12 protein-coding genes are annotated in these 18,687 nt (G+C 44.1%); 8 read left to right on the top strand and 4 right to left on the bottom strand.

Annotation, left to right across the window (positions count from 1 at the left end; genetic code table 11):
- Window positions 1-490: 490 nt before the first annotated feature.
- The 3 genes from L8S15_RS17505 to L8S15_RS17495 all read left to right on the top strand — a co-directional run bounded on the left by L8S15_RS17505 (window position 491) and on the right by L8S15_RS17495 (window position 5,962).
- A complete protein-coding gene (locus L8S15_RS17505; RefSeq protein WP_010428970.1) occupies window positions 491-1,729 on the top strand; it encodes an OFA family MFS transporter in 1,239 nt (412 codons plus the stop codon).
- A gap of 57 nt (window positions 1,730-1,786) precedes the next feature.
- Window positions 1,787-3,451 (top strand): VRR-NUC domain-containing protein, encoded by a 1,665-nt coding sequence (locus L8S15_RS17500; protein WP_016797114.1) that lies wholly within the window; start codon window positions 1,787-1,789, stop codon window positions 3,449-3,451.
- A 156-nt stretch (window positions 3,452-3,607) separates the two neighbouring features.
- On the top strand, window positions 3,608-5,962 hold the full coding sequence (locus L8S15_RS17495) for a fatty acid cis/trans isomerase (RefSeq protein WP_102297283.1): 2,355 nt from the start codon (window positions 3,608-3,610) through the stop codon (window positions 5,960-5,962).
- A 131-nt stretch (window positions 5,963-6,093) separates the two neighbouring features.
- Here the strand turns inward: L8S15_RS17495 and L8S15_RS17490 are convergent, their stop codons facing one another.
- Window positions 6,094-7,032 carry a LysR family transcriptional regulator gene (locus tag L8S15_RS17490; protein ID WP_010428964.1) on the bottom strand — a complete coding sequence of 313 codons (939 nt, stop codon included), beginning with the start codon at window positions 7,030-7,032 and terminating at the stop codon, window positions 6,094-6,096.
- A 93-nt stretch (window positions 7,033-7,125) separates the two neighbouring features.
- On the opposite strand from L8S15_RS17490, the gene L8S15_RS17485 reads away from it, so the two are divergent.
- The 3 genes from L8S15_RS17485 to L8S15_RS17475 are packed head-to-tail and all read left to right on the top strand — an operon-like array spanning window position 7,126 to window position 11,166.
- A complete protein-coding gene (locus tag L8S15_RS17485; protein ID WP_280574421.1) occupies window positions 7,126-8,451 on the top strand; it encodes a cytosine permease in 1,326 nt (441 codons plus the stop codon).
- Between the two features lie 5 nt (window positions 8,452-8,456).
- Entirely contained in the window at window positions 8,457-9,581 is a 1,125-nt protein-coding gene (locus tag L8S15_RS17480; RefSeq protein WP_016797112.1) for a DUF917 domain-containing protein, read from the top strand.
- A gap of 4 nt (window positions 9,582-9,585) precedes the next feature.
- Window positions 9,586-11,166, top strand: coding sequence for a hydantoinase/oxoprolinase family protein (locus L8S15_RS17475; RefSeq protein WP_016789447.1), 1,581 nt, complete (start codon window positions 9,586-9,588; stop codon window positions 11,164-11,166).
- Window positions 11,167-11,296: 130 nt separating this feature from the next.
- Here L8S15_RS17475 and torS read toward each other — a convergent pair whose 3' ends face one another.
- Window positions 11,297-14,353 carry a TMAO reductase system sensor histidine kinase/response regulator TorS gene (gene torS / locus L8S15_RS17470; protein WP_010428956.1) on the bottom strand — a complete coding sequence of 1,019 codons (3,057 nt, stop codon included), beginning with the start codon at window positions 14,351-14,353 and terminating at the stop codon, window positions 11,297-11,299.
- A 92-nt stretch (window positions 14,354-14,445) separates the two neighbouring features.
- Between torS and torT the strand changes: the two genes are divergently transcribed.
- Together torT and L8S15_RS17460 are read left to right on the top strand one after the other, a co-directional pair.
- Window positions 14,446-15,516, top strand: coding sequence for a TMAO reductase system periplasmic protein TorT (gene torT / locus L8S15_RS17465; RefSeq protein ID WP_280574416.1), 1,071 nt, complete (start codon window positions 14,446-14,448; stop codon window positions 15,514-15,516).
- Between the two features lie 62 nt (window positions 15,517-15,578).
- Window positions 15,579-16,034, top strand: coding sequence for a methylglyoxal synthase (locus tag L8S15_RS17460; RefSeq protein ID WP_010428948.1), 456 nt, complete (start codon window positions 15,579-15,581; stop codon window positions 16,032-16,034).
- Between the two features lie 121 nt (window positions 16,035-16,155).
- Here L8S15_RS17460 and L8S15_RS17455 read toward each other — a convergent pair whose 3' ends face one another.
- Entirely contained in the window at window positions 16,156-16,506 is a 351-nt protein-coding gene (locus L8S15_RS17455) for a VOC family protein (protein ID WP_010428944.1), read from the bottom strand.
- Between the two features lie 88 nt (window positions 16,507-16,594).
- Entirely contained in the window at window positions 16,595-18,670 is a 2,076-nt protein-coding gene (gene helD / locus L8S15_RS17450; RefSeq protein ID WP_010428940.1) for a DNA helicase IV, read from the bottom strand.
- Window positions 18,671-18,687 lie beyond the last annotated feature (17 nt).

Below are 18,687 nucleotides of genomic sequence, written 5' to 3'. Positions count from 1 at the left end.
AACAAAATGTAAGCAAAGGTGCTAACAATAACCAACCGTAACAACTGGTTAACATTTTGTTTTTAATAGAACTCCGTTACTCCTTGTCTCGTATGGATAAAACTCCATTTTGATTTATTTTGTTACACAAAATTAACCTTAGAAAAAATTTTAAATAATTCGTAACTCTGTGATATCCGCACGGAATACGCGTCTATTTAGAGAGCATCATCGAAAAACGCCTAAAACAATAAGGCAACAGCACTAAAAAGAACAAAACAGAAAGGTGTTCAAAACAATTTAAAAACCAATAAAAAACAACTCATTAACAAACTGAATTTAATTGACCAAAAATGGAAAAAGAGATTCCAATCACATTTTTATTGGTTATAATCCGCGCTCTTTTGCGCTATCTGTTGATAAACGCAAACTAATTTTGAAGAAACAATCACAATAACCCGTCTTTAGTTAAGTGGCTCTCACCTAACTGATGACAGAACTGAGAATAAAAATGAGCAAGATTGATAAAGCATCACGTATCCTGCTAGCAGGCTTCTGTATCAACCTTTGTCTTGGCATCCTGTATGCTTGGAGTGTATTTAACAAAGCGCTAGTGACAGAAGCTGGTTGGAGTGCTGCTGAAGCATCTTCACCTTACGCTATTGCAACTATCACATTCTCAGTTTGTCTTCTTGTTGCAGGCATCCTACAAGACCGCATGGGTCCACGTAAGATCCTTATTCTGGGTACAGCACTTACTGGCCTAGGTATGATTGCTTCTGGTTTCGCTACTACACCTATGATGCTGAATATGACATTTGGCGTGATGACAGGTGCTGGTATCGGCTTTGGTTACGCATGTCTTTCTCCATCAGCAATGAAGTGGTTCCACTCATCTAAGAAAGGTATGGTTAATGGTTTAATCGCAGCAGGCTTCGGTCTTGCCGCTATTTACCTGGCACCATTAACTTCTGCGCTAATCGATAGCATGGGTATCCAAACAAGCTTTATGATTCTTGGTGTTGGTGTACTTGCAATTGCAGTACCTCTAGCAGCAACAATCAACAACCCACCAGCGGATTACACGCCAGCTGAGCCTAAAGTAAAAGAAGGCCAAGCACCTAGAGCGGTTAAGAAGACTGAAGACCTGACTTGGAAAGTAATGCTGAAGACTCCTCAGTTCTACTCTCTATGGATCATGTACGCATTTGCTGCTTCTGTTGGTCTTATGATCATCGGTAACATCACTACGATTGCTAGCGTTCAAGCGAACCTACCAAACGCAGTTTACTTAGCGTCTATCCTTGCTGTATTTAACTCAGGCGGCCGTGTTGCTGCGGGTATGCTTGCAGATAAAATCGGTGGCGTACGTACTCTACTTCTAGCGTTCATCCTTCAAGGCGCGAACATGGCTCTATTCGCTACGTTCAACTCTGAATTCACGCTAATCATTGGTACGGCTATCGCAGCTGTTGGTTACGGTACGCTTCTAGCAGTATTCCCAACACTAACTGCTGAATTCTACGGCCTGAAAAACTACGGTACTAACTACGGCGTGCTTTACACGGCATGGGGTATCGGCGGTGCTATTGGCGCAGCGGTTGTTGGTTACTCAATGACAAATGGCGAAGGTTACGGCCTAGCTTACACAATCTCTGCAGCTATGATGGCAGTGTGTATTGTGCTAGCAATCATCACGAAGCCTATCTCAGAAGCTAAAGTTTCTGAACTAAAAGCATCTCAAGCTTAATCGTCAGAAAAGATTGAATTTGTTACAGAAGAGCTTAACCTTAAGGTTAGGCTCTTTTTGTATCAAGCGACTAACCCATTGACGATAGAAACCACTCCTCAGCTTTCCCCTACTTATTATCTCGACAACTTTAATCGACTGATTGAACACGCTCAAACTCTCTATCCCGATCTTCTGAGTGACGATGAATGCCGTTGGTTGTCTGAATACAAACGTCTTTCGGTTACAAGCCAGTGTCTAATGGTTCGTTTGCTTTCTCGCAAGGGCTGTTGGTTTAGAAGTGATAAGCTCGACTATGCTGAGATTCCAGATCTGAAAAGCGCCCTACAAGAGCTAAACGCATCGAGCTTCATTACGTTAAGTCACCCAACTGAACAACATAACCTCGTCATTAGTGATCTCGAATTAGGATTGCATCTACTTACTAAACCAGAGCTGTTCAGCGCATTTCCATCTCTTAAAAACAATAAGACAGCGAAGAAAGACGAACTCTTGGCGTTACTTGACCACCAACCTTTTGATCAGTTCCGAAACTTGTCGTTCGATTGTATTTACGTTGTCGAATCTGAAGTGATTGATGTATTGCTGCTGCTCTTCTTTGCCAATACTTATCAAGACCTAAGCCAATTCGTTCTGAGCGACCTTGGACTCAACAACTTCGAAAACTACCCATTAAGCAAACAGCGTCGTTTCTTCACCTCTAGAGAACAGCTCAATCAACTGATCCAAATGCACGATGTACAACGCTTGTATTTTGAGGGGGACCGTAAAGACAGTGAGTTTCTTGAGCAGCTTTTGCTGTCGATACCTACTGAATCGGATCACAGAAGTATTGCCAGAAAACGATCGCGTTTGATCAATGATATTGCTCGCGATCTAGAAAGATTGAACCTAAACGACCAAGCTGTCTTTTGGTTCAAGCAATCTATACTTCCTCCCAGCAGAGAACGGCTTGCTCGCATCTATGACAAACAAGGTGAGCTAGACCTAATGTGTGACATTGTCACGGAAATGAAAAGTACGCCATCAGATGTATCAGAGCTAGAGGTCGCGGCTAAGCTTGAACATAGGTTATTCCGTATGCAAGGAAACAAAGTACAACGTAGCGCCAAACCAAGTTACGATCAGATAAAGCTGGAGCTAGATCTCAGTCAAATGCGAGTCGAGCTTGCGGTAAAGCAGCACTTTGAAAGCCAAGGATGGAATGTCTATTTCTCTGAGAACAGTTTTTTATGTGGCTTATTTGGTTTGACTTTCTGGAATGTGATTTTTGCAGACGTAGATGGCGCCTTTATCAACCAATACCAACATCGACCACTGGATCTGTACCATTCAGATTTCGTAGACAAGAGAGCCGAACAGGTTGAAGCCGTGTTTCAGGCTATATCCAAACATGGGCTAAACCATTTGCGCGACACTTACGATGAAAAACAAGGTATCGCTAATCCCTTTGTTCATTGGAATTATTTCACGAAGGCGCTCATCGAACACAGCTTGGCTTCGATTCCAAATGCCTTAGCTGTTGATCTCTTCAAAGTGATATTGAGTGATTTAAAACTGTTTCGAACTGGGATGCCGGATTTGATTGCGTTCAAAGACGAAGAGTTTCATTGGATTGAAGTCAAAGGGCCTGGAGATAAACTGCAAGACAACCAATGGCGATGGATTAAAGAATTCGAGCGTCTTGAATTGCCGTTCTCAGTTTGTTACGTCAATCAATAACCCGCTACATGCGTGTAATAGTGAGACCCGATTTCAGATAATAAGTGCGAGAGAGTTATTCGATCCTATCCGTATCTTGTCTATAAAATCGTTAGAACATGAGCATTTTCAATCGTTTTCGATATAATTAAAGAAAATGTCTAATATTAAATACGTATGAATTTGAAAAAACTCTTCATTTTAGCTTTTGTTAGCGTCTTCTCAGGTTGTGCTGTCTACGCGGGTTTAAACTTCGACGAGCTGTTTGGTAAACAACAAGTACGTGATCGCCAAGCCCCTATTCTCTCGGCTCAAGCCCAGCACTTCATTGACGAAGTGAAGCCCATCATTGATAACCGCTGTGTAGTTTGTCACGCGTGTTACGACGCTCCTTGCCAACTCAAAATGTCGTCTGTGGAAGGCATAGACCGAGGTGCGAGCAAAACACTCGTCTACCAAGGCACTCGTTTAACGGCCTCTGCTCCAACTCGTTTATTCGAAGACGCAATCACTACGCAAGAGTGGCGCGATGCAAGCTTCCACCCTGTGCTAAACGAACGTATGCAGAATTCAACCGCAAATCTCGATGCAGGTCTTGTCTCTCGAATGTTGATGCAGAAAGAAAACCACCCTCTCCCCGATCAAATGCAATTAGAAGGGTTCGATTTTTCAACCAATCGCGATCAACAGTGTCCGACTATTGAAGAATATGCTCAATACGAAAGAGATTACCCGACTTGGGGGATGCCTTATGGTATGCCTAACTTAGATAAAACGGAATATGCGACCTTAATGAGTTGGCTGGAAAATGGTGCACTGATGAATGACCATATTCCCCTCAATGACAGTGAACAAGCGTTGGTCGATACCTATGAAAACCTTTTTAATGAAAGTGACCTTAAGAGCCAACTTTCCGCTCGCTACATCTACGAGCACCTATTTTTATCACACCTGTATTTCTCTGACCTATCTCAGCCAACTCGCTTTTTTACGCTTGTCCGCTCTGCCACGCCTCCAGGCGAAGCCGTTCAACGCATTAGCACTCGTCGCCCTTACGACGATCCAAAAGTTGGACGTGTTTACTATCGACTAATACCCGAGCAAGGCACTATTGTCGACAAAACTCACATGCCTTTCGCATTGAATAAAGAACGTCTACAAAACTGGAAAACATGGTTTGTTGATGCGGATTACAAGGTAAAACAACTTCCTAGCTATGATATAGACGTGTCAGCTAACCCCATGACGTCTTTCGAAGCGATACCAGTGAACTCGCGCTTCCACTTCATGTTAGACAATGCGCAAAACACCATTATGGCCTTTATTAAAGGACCAGTGTGTCGTGGTCAACTCGCTCTCAACGTAATTAATGACCGCTTTTGGGTATTTTTTATCGATCCAGAGAAAGCCGATTTACCAGAAATAAATGCCTTCTACGCAAGTCAAAAGAAAAACTTAAAGCTACCTAGTGAGCTTACAAGCAACACAGTACCGATAACGAATTGGGTAAGATACGCGAAGCAACAAGCACGATACCTCAATGCGAAATCAGACTTCACCAACCAATGGTTTGGGAGCGGTGTAAACTTAGATACAAGCATTATTTGGGACGGTAATGGTACTAACCGAAATGCAGCGCTGACCATCTTTAGACATTTTGATAGCGCCTCTGTTGTCCAAGGATTGGTCGGCCCGCAACCTAAAACAGCCTGGATTCTAGATTACGCCTTATTAGAGCGAATCCATTACCTCCTTGTTGCCGGTTTTGATGTTTACGGTAATTTTGGCCACCAACTAATTACACGCATGTTCATGGACTTCTTACGTTTAGAAGGTGAAAGTAACTTCTTAACTCTTCTTCCTAAAGACGTTCGACACATTGAGCATTCAAGCTGGTACAAAAACCAGAGCGTGCAATTAAGTGACTTCCTGCAACGTAACATCGCACCTTTCGAGCAGCCGACAAACGTGGTTTACAAAACAGCCGATCCTAAGCGTGAACTGCTCAACATGATTGAAGAAAAACTAGAACCTGTACTCGATAACCGATTCGACATCGTCGAGACAGGCTTTAGTAAAAAAAATGAAGCCTTATTGAGTCAAGTTAATTTGATTCGAGGGGAAGGCTTACGCCATGTACCTCAGCTCATCATGATCATGATTGAAGGCGAGAACGGTAAAGAACAGTTATTTACGCTCATTCACAATAACGCCCACAGCAACATCTCGAGCCTATTTGATGAAGAAGGTAACAGAGATTACGCCAATGATGATTTAACGTTAGTTAGAGGCGTTATAGGAAGCTATCCAGCCGCATATTTATCATTAACAGAAGAGCAAATACCCACTCTCGTATCGGTGTTGCAGAAGATAAATTCAGAAGAAGATTATGTAGCGCTACTTGATAAGTTTGCAGTACGACGCAGCTCTAACGAGTTTTGGCCGTTCAGTGACCGCGTTCATCGTTGGTATAAGAAAGACCAACCAATTGAATTTGGCCTGTTGGACTACAACCGCTTTGAGAACCGTTAATCGAATTAAGATCAGCAAGCGAGTTAGCCTAGAACTTTAAATGGATAAAAACCCTCTGGGCACCTCACTCGGAGGGTTTTTCTATAAGCGAAGGTAAGTACCTTCAGTATGATTTAGAAACAAAGGAGTCCCTAGTTTGAGTCCGATGTTTCCAGTTGGTGTAACTCATCAAAAAACGCACGCGCGGCAGGGGAAAGGGAATCCACAGGCTGCTTTAGCACCACGTAAAACTGGCTCTTAAGGCTCCATTTCTCAGGCTGAAGTGGAATCAAAGCTTGGTCATAATGGCCACGGTCGATTAAGTGAGACGGTAAAAAACTCAAGTGTGTGCCAGCCAAGGTTAGAATCACCCCCGACTCGACATGCCAACCATCAAAAGGCTTTACAGAATCGTACTGCTCAATATTCAGTAATCGGAACATCTCACCTTTAGCATAACCCCCCATATTGATACGACAACCATCCAATGAGAAGTTCTTGTCCATGATCTTCTCAGCCAGATCTTTGCGCGCATACAGATAACTGTGCTCTTCAAACAATGGGTATTTATGTTGAAACGCTGATTTTTGATGTGACCCTAGAACCACTATCATCATATCAATCTGGTTCTTTGCTAACTTCTCATTCAACTGGGTGAAATCGCCAACATCAACACTCACCTCAACACTATTACTGCGTTGGTAAAACGTCTCGATCGCTTTAGGAAGTGGGTTATAGGGCAAAGTGACGGTGTTATCCAAGCATCCAATTCGAACATGCCCAGAGAGTTCTGTCTGTACACCTCGTAACTTATAAGCGAAGTCGGTTAGGGTTAACTTTAGTTGGTTCGCATATTTATACACTTGCTCACCTTCATGAGTCAGCTTAAAACCCCTTCTTCCACGTTGGCATAATGTTAATTCTAAGCTTTTTTCCAAGGCAATAAGCTGATTACTCAGCACAGGCTGGCTAATCCCGGTGCTTGCGACCGCCTGATTGATGCCTCCTTGCTCAACAATTTCACAAAAAAGCTCTAATCTTCGCAGGTCTCTTTTATCTAACTTATTGTTTGAATTCACTTTGTCACTCACATTTGTTTTTTGTTATGTTTACATCTGATTATATTCATTTATTAACAATAAATACATCAGTATGCTTTATTCACACTTATGGAATAACAATGCATGGATGGCACTATGGCGGCAGAAGCTTACGTGAATAAACCCGAAGCAACACACAGCCACAAAAAGATAGACGACTTCGAATTGGAACCCGTTCCCGAGAGAGCCAAACGATCTTGGTGGGTTATCAGCCTTATTTGGTTGGCTATCGGCATCGATATTTCGGGGTTGTTTCTCGGCTCGATTCTAAGTAGCGGGATTGGTTTTGAAGACGCACTGCTTGCCACGTTTATTGGTTCAGGCTTATTGGCGATCATCGCGATGCTGTGTGCCAACATTGGCTTTCAAGCTGGCGTGTCTACCCCGCTGGTGAGCAGCGCGGTGTTTGGTCGTAACGGCGGTAAAATTCTTGGCTTCATCAACGGCATCTCATTAGTCGGCTGGTTCGCATTCCAGGCTGATTTCTTCGCTTTCATCATGGTCGATGCACTGGCGAAATACGACATCATAATTTCACACCTCACCGCTCTTATTGGCGGCAGTGTATTAATGATGATGACGGCCATCTACGGTGTTCGTGCCCTAGGTAAACTCAGCACCTATTCAGTACCTTTAATGGTGACGCTGATTACCATCGGTTTGTTTATGGCCGCTGATTATCAAGGTGGCGCAGCGCCATCCATTGAAGATCCTTTGACGCTTGGCCAAGCTATTTCATTTGTTATGTCTATCTGGATTCTAGCTGCGGTTGCCGCGCCTGATATTGCTCGCTACGCCAAAACGCGTCGTGATGCGATTCTAGGAGCGGGTATCGGTTTCCTCGTCGGCAACAGTGCCATTATTCTTATCGCGTTGATCCTGACCAAAATGACAGGCACCGACGACCTAGTAGAAGTCTTCTTCACACTTGGTTTAGGTATGGCGGCTATTATCGTACTGGTGTTCGCACAATGGACCACCAACAGTAGCAACCTGACCTCTGGCGGCTTATGCATGTCGATGGTTCTACCGAAGATTCCGCGCCCTGTTTTGGTTGTGATCATGACCATCGTCGGTATTGGCATTGCTCAACTCGGCATGGTGAACAAGTTTACTGACTTCTTAATGCTCCTCAGCGTAACCATTGCGCCTGCGGCAGGTGTCTACATCGTTCAATATTATGTTTTAGATTCGACAAAAATGAGCTTTGAGAACATCCAACAAGTTCCAGCTTGGATGTTTAAAGGCTTGGCTTCTTGGGCATTTGGTACTGCATTCAGTGCTTGTACCGCACCAGAGTTCTTCAACCTGTTTTCGTTCACCAGCATCTCGGCGTTAGACGGCATTCTTGCCGCTGGTGTGATTTACCTCGCCCTAATGAAGCTTTCTCCTTCAAGTGATAAGGAATAGTAGTTGTGATTATTACTGAACAAATGATTGATGATATCGCGCTTGGTGCGACGGTATTAGGTACTGGCGGCGGCGGTGACCCATACAGCGGTGCCTTGATGGCGAAAGTAGCCATTGCAACGACAAAGCACCCTGTACGCATGATTCCTTTAGAAGACGTGCAAGACGATTGGATGACAGTGCCCTCTTCAATGATTGGCGCCCCAACCGTCGCAGTAGAGAAACTCAATTCGAAAGATCAAATGTTGATTGCTTTCGAAGCGATGGAAAAAGCGCTCGACACTGAAGTAGCGGCAACGTTTCCTATCGAAGTGGGCGGTTTTAATTCGCTGATTCCAATCCTTGTTGCAGCACAAAAGAACATCCCTGTAATTGACTGTGATGCAATGGGCCGTGCGTTCCCAGAAGCTCAGATGGTGACTTTCTTTCTTGATGGCCTCCCTTCTGCTCCGAACACATTGGCTGATGAGCGTGGTAATGTCGTCACACTTTACCCAATTGACGGTATTTGGTCTGAAAAGTTTGCGAGACCAATTACCGAACAGATGGGTGGCTCTGCAGCAATGTGCGATTACCCAATGAACGGTAAGAACCTAAAACGCAGCGCACTGCCTGCAACACTGACCCAAGCAATGAAGATTGGTGAAGCGATTAGATTGGCGAACGACAACAATCAGAGTGGCACACAGGCCGTACTAAACATTGTTGGTGGCCATACCATCATCAGTGGCAAGATTGTTGATATTCAACGTGAAACCGATGGTGGATTTGCAACAGGCGGTGTCGTGATTGAAAAGCTGGCTCAGTTTGAAGATACCGGCATCGATAACGTGTTTGTGCAGTTCCAAAACGAATTGCTTCTCGTGCACAAAGGCACAAGCCGCGCAGACATGAATCAAGATAATCTTTTGGCTTCGACACCGGATCTGATTTCGATCTTGGATCATGAAACCGGTAAACCAATCACGACCGAACAACTTCGTTACGGACAGCGCATCGACCTTATCGCCTATCCTTGCGACTCCAAATGGCGCACTGACAAAGGTATTGAAGTTGCGGGCCCGGGTTACTTTGGCTACACCGTCGAGTATCAAACCATTGAACAACTAAAGTCTGCATTGAAGAGGTAGTAACATGACAAACATTACGCTTGATTACTGCCGCCTTGGCATTGACGTTGGTGGCACTAATACCGATGGTGTGTTGCTCGACGCAGACCTAAATGTGATTGCTAAGGTGAAAACGGCAACCACACACGACATTTCAACCGGTATTGATAACGCGATAACTGCACTATTAAACCAAGCAAACATTGACGGTCAGCAAGTGAAACATGCGATGCTTGGGACGACTCAATGCACCAACGCAATTGTTGAACGAAAAGGTTTAGACAGAGTAGGCATGATTCGCTTAGCGCTTCCAAGTGGTGATAGCGTCCCGCCCCTTTGTGGTTGGAGCAAAGCGTGGCAAAACTTGCTTGGTGAACACTTCTACCAAGCGCACGGCGGCTATGAATACGACGGCCAGTTGATCGCTAACATTCAAGAGTCTGAGATCCGCGAGCTTTGTCAGAAAATGAAAGGCCATGTGGATTCCATTGCTATCTGCGGGGTGTTCTCTCCCGTCAACGGCGACCAAGAGCTTCGAGCAGCAGAGTGGATTCAGCAAGAACTTCCGGGCGTGAACCTATCGCTTTCCCATAAAGTAGGCAGCTTAGGGCTTCTAGAACGTGAGAACGCGACTATCCTCAACGCGGCTCTGCAAGGCACAGCAAAACGATTCGTTGACGGTTTTTGCAGTGCACTCATCAATCATGAAATCCACACCACGCCTTATTTCGGTCAGAACGATGGAACATTAATGTCGCAACAGTTCGCGTTGATGTACCCGATTCTCACCGTGGCTTGTGGCCCAACAAACTCGATTCGTGGTGCGAGCCATCTAACCAAGCTTAAAGACGCGATTGTAGTCGATGTTGGCGGCACAACGTCGGATATTGGTGTGCTTACTCACGGCTACCCAAGAGAATCGAGCCTCGCGGTAGAAATTGGTGAAGTCAGAACCAACTTCCGTATGCCTGATATTTTGGCATTAGCGATTGGTGGTGGTACCAAGGTTCGCTTTGAACAACAGCGTATAGAGCTTGGCCCAGAAAGTGTTGGCCATACCTTAACGCAGGCCGCTCGTAGCTTTGGCGGTGATGAACTTACGCTAACCGATATTGCACTCAAAACAGGTCAAATGCAGTGGCAGGCAGAGCATCAATTGAGTGATGAGATTGGTATATCGAGCGAGCAAGCCAGTCAGGTATACCAACAAATGGTCACGGATGTTGAAGAAGGAATCGATAAAATGAAGACGTCAGCTGCGAGCGTACCCGTGATCATGGTTGGCGGCGGCAGTGCCCTATTCCCAGATCATTTTGAAGGTGTAAGCCAAGTGGTTCGACCAGATCACTTTGAAGTAGCGAATGCCATTGGTGTTGCGCTGGGTGAAATATCTGGTCAGTTCGATAAGATCGTTCCGATTGAGCCCGCTTCTCGAGAGGAAACCTTAAAAGGCTTGGAAGAACAATCAAAGCAACTGGCGATTGAAGCTGGCGCTTGCAGCGATAATGTCGCGATCATTGAACGCAGCGAGATTCCATTAAGCTACCTACAAGGCAATATGGTTCACATCAAAATAAAAGCTGCAGGACATATCAAGACGGCTTAGAGCCATTTTTAGAATGTCTAATTTAAAGTCTTATTCGACAATGGAAAAAGCAGGCTGTTTCTTTATATTCAAATAAAGAAACAGCCTGCTTTTTTACTTTTAGTCTCGGAATTTCAGTTCAACAACCACTTTATAGTTGTAATCGTAGTTCGGCTAGCGAGTCTTTCGTCAATTGAATCAGAGACTCACTGCAATCTCGGTACTGCTTCAACGGATCATCGCTTGCTTCAATGCTCTGACATAAATTCAATAACGCAGATAAACCTAAACTACCCGCAGAACCTTTTAACTTATGAGCCAGAGATTTTACTTCTCGCCCATTGGCTGCTTCACTTGCTTGAACCAATTCATTCAACGTTTGCTGGCTACTCTCTTCAAATAACCCAACAATTTGTTTCATTTTCTCCAAACCAAGAATAGACAAGTCGCCTTCTATTACTTTTCGATCAATCAGTGTCACTGTCGTTTCTCCTACGCCTGACTTCTGAGCGCTCATTTCCGAGATTGAATCAACTATTACACCAGCCATATAAGGGGGCTCTTGATGTTCTTCGTTGGTTCGGCTCAATCTATCCGTTTTGTTGGGCCTATCAATTTTATTTAGCCTTGCAGCCTCTTTACATATAGCATCGTCTGGGCCTGGCTGCGGAAGCAACAAGGATTTACCATCAAGCTGAGTCACAATGAGTTGTGACAGTGCTTCTTTTTCTAACGGCTTAGGTAAAAACCCATCAAACCCCGATGATAAATAGCCTTCGACTTCTTCATTGAATACGTGTGCAGACACAGCCACCATTGGTGGAACATGTTGAGTATTGGCATATAAAGTCTGGACTCGCTGGGTGTCATAACTGCTTTTTAACTGCTGAATCAATTCAACACCATCGCAGTCTGGTAAGTTAATATCCACCAGCGCAATATCAAACGCTTGTTCAGTAAAGAGGACTCGAGCTTCTTGACCTGTTGTAGCAATCACAACTTCATGGCCCAAGTTATGTAAGAAACCTTCGGCAACAATACAGTTCACTGGGTTATCTTCAATCAAAAGCACTTTCGCACGAATACAGGTTTCGACTACTGCCGTTTTCGTCTCTATTTTCTCGCCTATTTCAAGCGGAACAGAGAACCAGAATTGGCTACCTTCGCCTTCTTCTGAATGGACGCCAATGTCGCCGTTCATCGCCAGCATAATACTCTTACTAATGGCTAAGCCTAAACCGGTACCACCTGTTTTATTCCGACCACTATCCGTTTGGCTAAATGCATCAAACAAACATGTCTGTTCACTTGCATCAATACCAACACCCGTATCTGATACTTCGAACATCACCCGATTTTCATCTTCCACATCTAGGCTAATAAAGATATCGACCGAGCCGCTTTCGGTAAATTTAATCGCATTGCCAACTAAGTTATTCAATATCTGGCTAATACGAGTCGCATCTCCGCGCCAATAGCGTTTCACGTCACTTTCAATATGGAAGTCAAAATTTAGCTTCTTCTCTGCAGCGCGCCCTTCCATCAACTGATATGTATCTTGAACCATCTGGTGAAGGTCAAAAGAAGCCACTCGGATTTCTAGGTGACCAGCTTCAATCTTCGAATAATCAAGAACGTCATTCAAAATCGCTAATAAGTTCTTACCACTGCGGTTGATGATATCGGCATAACCAGACTGTAGTGGATCTAACCCTGTGTCTTTAAGTAGCCTAGCCGTACCTAAAACCCCGTTCATTGGTGTTCTTATTTCGTGACTCATGGTCGCTAAGAAAGCGGATTTCGCGCGGCTCGCTTGTTCAGCAGCATTACGAGCTTTTGCGTGATTACCAACCTCGACATTCAGTTTTTCGTTGGTTTGTTGTAGTTGATAAGTACGTTCAGTGATCAACTCTTCAAGATGTTCCTTATGCTCTTCTAATTCGCGTTTTGCTTTCGCTTCGCCCACTGCCACCACTTGCAACGCTTGCGCTGTATTTCTCGCCGTAATAATGGCTTCCCCCATGTGAGCGAGTTCATCATTACCTTTGACTGAAATATCAATATTAAGTCGCCCCTGTGCGATCAACATTAACGCTGAAGAATACTCGGTCAGACGTTTCACCACTGATACATAAACGACACGCCACACGATAAAGGCAACAATAACAAGGCCGATAATCGAGATGACAGAGAGCGACCATTGAGCCAAGCTTAGCGTAGATGTCAGTTCATCTACCGCTTTCTTTGTACTCAAATTTGAGTCATCAATAAGTTGGTTGACGGTGGTATTCAATTGAGAAAACAACTGCAACGTATTTTGCATCAGAAACTCTGACTTCTTGGTGTTTTCATATTGCTCTAGCGATATATCAAACACGACTTGGCGTTTTCTTAACTCTTCAAGAAGCTGAGACATCTGTGCTGAACGGGTAGGATCTTCTACCGCTTTTACACGGCGAACCATAATTCTGAGATTAGATTCGAATTCAGTTTGGATTTGATGAATACGTTCAACATTGGTTACCGTCTGAGTTTCTTCAATTTGGTTGAGCATCTTAAATGCGAGGAGATGCAATTCGTGCAGACGTTCAGATAGGTCGAGATCAACTTCGACAAGCGCATCTAGCGCTTGATAGGCTTTATCAGTTTCTTGTGACTCTAGCAGGTCATAGATATGTGTGACATTAGCAACCGCGATAGTGGCAGTATTCAGAACTTGCGTTCGAGTGAGTTGCTCAAGCTCTTCGGCAAGCAAACGCATCTCTTCGACACGAGATGACAGCTCTTTAGTTAGCCATAACTTACGTTCAACAGAAACACCCAGCTCAGCCAGCGTATTGATAACACTTTGCACGTTGTTTTCGAGTTTATTCAGAAGCTCAGAGTCAAAGCTATCAACACCCAACTCTTTGATATGTTGGAGCAGCGCCTCAAGTTGATCGAATAAGACGGTTCCCGCTTCTTTTCTCTCGGCTTCATTTCGAGCATTCGAGAGGGTTTGCACTGACGAAATAATACGATTACTCAATTCAGAAACCTGACGAGCTTCAATCATCGCAGGTAATGCCGAATCGACGACGTTTCTCTCTGTTTTTGCTACAAAGCTAAACCCAGAAACACCAATCAATGCAGACAAAAGAACGAGCATCGCCATCACTAAAAATGAGGCCAGCAGCTTGCGTCCAATACTTGCTGAAGCTAACAACATAAAACCTAAACCTTAAAACGTTCTTCTTTACCCATGCAGAATACGCTATATTTTGCAGTGTTTCTTATCTAATACCAATAAAACGGCAATTCATGCTCTCTAAACCCTTTGCTTCAAAACTTCTTATCTCTTTGCTTACGATAACGAGCGCTTCGACAAATGCGAGTGAATCTTTAAGTGATTCTGAAAAGCCCCTAAGTCAGGCTAGCGAACCTTTGAGCCCTATAAAACCGGCAACCGCTACATCACAGAAAGAGAAGATTTGTGCTATTTATCCTCACCTTAAGGATTCATATTGGTTATCGGTCAATTACGGCATGGTTTCCGAAGCAGAGAAGCAACAAGTAGAATTCAGAGTTTTGGAAGCAGGCGGTTACCCCAACGTTGCCAAACAAGCTTCTCAATTAGTGCTTTGCACAAAATGGGGAGCTGACGCCATTATTTTAGGCACGGTTTCACCTGACGCTTATCACGATAATCTTACCGACTGGGTAGGCTCAACGCCGGTTTTTGCTACGGTTAACGAATTAACAGTGAGTGAAGAACAACAAAAAGTGTTGAAAGGAACTGTGGGGGTTGATTGGTATCAAATGGGCTTTCAAGTCGGTGAATACTTAGCAAAACTACATCCTAAAGGCTCAGGCAAAACCCCTATTGCTCTATTACTTGGACCACAATCCAGTGGCGGCACCAAACCCGTAGCATTAGGTTTCTACGACGCGATTAAATCCAGTGATGTGACAATCGCGATCAGCTACTGGGCAGATAACGATAAAGAGCTACAAAGAAACCTTGTCCAACAAGTCATCGAACAACCTGATATCAAATACATTGTGGGCAGCGCGGTCGCAATTGAAGCAGCGATCAGTGAACTCCGAGCGGCAGGCAAAACCAAAGAAATTGGGTTAATTTCAAGTTATTTGAGTCACGGAATCTACCGAGGCTTATTGCGGAATAAGGTACTTTTTGCACCAACAGATAAAATGGTCGAGCAAGGTCGTTTATCCGTAAAACAAGCCGTCAGCTACTTGCGTGGGCAGCCTTATGAGGTGCACAGTGCACCAACAATTGAAGCGCTCACCCCTGCAACATTAAAAGATCAAATTATTGCCGACTCTTTGTCACCTTCTGAGTTTCGGCCGGTATTCAGTGTGAATCCATAGTGTTATATTGAGTTAAGTAGTCAATAACAATAAAAATACGAACAATAATTTAGGGAACATTCATGCAAAAAACAACGCGTACAATGCCAACGCACAAACATATTGCTTTAGTTGCTCATGACCATTTTAAGCCAGAGCTACTAAGATGGGTTAAGGAAAATAAAGAAAAGCTACAGAGCCATTTCCTATATGCGACAGGCACAACGGGTTCACTACTAAGCAAAGAAACAGGCTTGGCAATCAAGAGCATGATCAGCGGTCCAATGGGCGGAGACCAACAACTAGGCGCACTTATCTCTGAAGGAAAAATCGATATGCTGATTTTCTTTTGGGATCCATTGAATGCGGTACCTCATGACCCAGACGTAAAAGCGTTGCTTCGTATTGCAAGTGTTTGGAACATTCCTGTTGCCACTAACCGCGCAACTGCAAACTTCTTGTTTAATTCTTCTCTGTTGGATCAAGAAGTGATCATCGAGATTCCAGATTATGAAGCGTATCTAGCTGAGCGCACTTAACTGTATCCACTCTTGGATTGGATATAGATGCGGCAATACGCGAGAACTAAAAAGCCTGCTTTATCGCAGGCTTAATTATTTGTAACGCTTGGTAAAAGTAACTCTATGCTTCGGAACGAAGCTAGTTATCGCTCCACACCGCCATCTCATTACCACTCGGTTCTTTAAAATGGAAACGTCGTCCGCCAGGAAAGCTAAAAATCTCTCGGTTTATATGCCCACCAGCATCAATCACATCACGCTCGGTTTGCTCAAGATCTTGGCTATAAAAAACCATCAGCGCCGCGCCACTTTCAGCATCAGAAGCTAACTCTGCCAAATAGAACCCTCCCATCAAACCTTTACCTTCAAAAGCAGAATATTCGGGACCGTAATCTTCAAACTTCCAACCAAACACTTGGCTAAAAAATACCTTTGTTGCTGTGATGTCTCGTGCAGCAAATTCGATGTAGTTAATAGAACCATGTTCCATAGCGGATTCCTTGTGCTTTATGCCGTTGCCTTATTGATAATAAAGCGAGCCTTGGAGACCTAATCTTAGACCATCACATCAAGTCACATTACCTTTTTCGAACCACTGGATAATCAGAGCCATGAAGTTCTTGTACGAAGCCAGAACCATCACCGCTGTGCGTAATCCAAACTTTCTCTTTAGCTCGCGTCATTGCTACGTAAAACAGGCGACGCTCTTCAGCGTAAGGGAAAACATCAGACGATTCAGTCAATGCTCCATCAATGTGTAGCTGCTTCTTTTTAGCCGGGAACTGTCCTTCATCAACACAAAGGATAATCACGAAGTCGGCTTCTTTACCTTTACTCGCATGGCAGGTCATAAAATTGATATCAATCGAAGTGTAGATTTTTTTCCAATCTTCTAACAATTCAGGCTTGTGGTAATGATTACGACCAAGCAACAAGACAGATTTTTTGGTTTTACCTTTCGATTGTCGATTCAATTGATCGAGGATCTTCTCCACTTCTTTACTTGGCGCACTATAGACCGCCTTCTGCTTTTGTTGCTTAAAGCTGTTCAGCTCTTTCGGCAACTGAATCGGGTTTTCTTGTACAAAGCGATTGGCAACCGCACCTAACTGATTATTAAAGCGATAAGTTGTATCTAGATGATGAATAGTCGAGCTCTCAAAACGATCCTTAAAGCCCGTAGTTAGATCAACATCTGCACCTGCAAACTGGTAGATAGACTGCCAGTCATCACCGACTGCAAAGATAGAAGCTTGGTGTTGAGCCTTCGACTGATTACAAAGCGCTTCAACCAGAGCAAGACGATCAGGTGAGATATCTTGGTATTCATCGATCATGATGAACTTCCAAGGCGAGACAAACTTGCCCTTCTCCACGTATTGAGTCGCACGACTAATCATGGTCGAGAAGTCGATATGATTCTCTTCTTTTAGCGCTTTCTGCCATGCGATGACACACGGCCAGCACAATGAAAGTTCACTGTTTAAGCGCGTGTAATCCCGATGGTCGATTAACTGTTGCTGGACTTCTTTCTTCGATAAGCCCGACGCGTTTAACTGCTCAAGTTGTTTTTCGAGCCAACCGATTAACTTAAGGTTCGATACATGACTACCAAGTTCATCATCTCCGGTCAAATACGCGATTGGCCATTTAGACAGGTGTTTTTGCCAACGCTTGAAGTTGGTCGGCGTCATCCAGTGCTTCTTCAACCAATCAATGCACCATGCTTGGCGTTGATTATTGTCTAGCGCGAGAGGAGAAATAACAACGCGTTCGGTTTCTACTTGATTCAGTATCTTCAAACCTAATTGATGGAAAGTGCTGACTTGAACTTTTTCAGCTGATAAGCCAATTTTGCTATCGAGACGCTGTTTCATTTCGTCAGCCGCTTCTCGACCAAATGCAAGCAATAGAATCTCTTCAGCTTGAGCCTGATGGCTTTGCAATAAATAAGCAACACGAGCCGTCAGAACGCTAGTTTTACCTGACCCTGCACCAGCAAGAATGAGGTTATGGTCGTCGTTCATCAAAACCGCGTATTGCTGAGACAAATTCAACGGTGATGACTCACATTGTGCAAACAGCACTTCCCAGTTCTTCCTTTCAGTTTCTAGCCACTGTTGATTTCGTTCAGCTTGTTTAATCTCGGTTTCTAACAACCATGGCTGCATACGAGCAAATCGGTTTGGCATACGCTGAGCCGCTTCTTCTAGCGTCATCGTCATATTTTCTAAACTTGAATTGACCATTTCAACCCAAGTATTGACCTTGGAATGCGGCAAGAAAGCAGGAAGTTGCTCCAAACGAGTTAATTCAGCTTCCCATTGAGGGACGTGTTCCGCGAGTTGTTCACATTGAGTGTCATGCCATTTTTGATAAGCGGCAACGGAGGCTCGAGCAAACTGACGACACTGATCCCAAGGTAGCCCTTGCACTAACCAGCTGCGCTGTTTGCCATCTTGTTGGTTAGCAAAAAACTGCAACGATCCCCAAAACAAGCCGCGCTTTATCGCGATCTTGCCACTCCAAATAGTAAACGGGATACGTTCTTCACTACCCACTGAAGACAACAGTAGGCGTGGACCATCAAGTTCGACCTGATGATACTCATTTTGAATAAAAAACTGTGCAGTCTTGTTAGCGCTTAGCTGCATTGGAGCGTGCTCTTAAT

Source organism: Vibrio sp. S/42/10, assembly GCF_029890535.1.
Taxonomy (GTDB): Bacteria; Pseudomonadota; Gammaproteobacteria; order Enterobacterales; family Vibrionaceae; genus Vibrio; species Vibrio cyclitrophicus.
The sequence above is the reverse complement of the archived record's forward strand: the minus strand, read 5'-3'. Positions and strand labels throughout refer to the sequence as shown.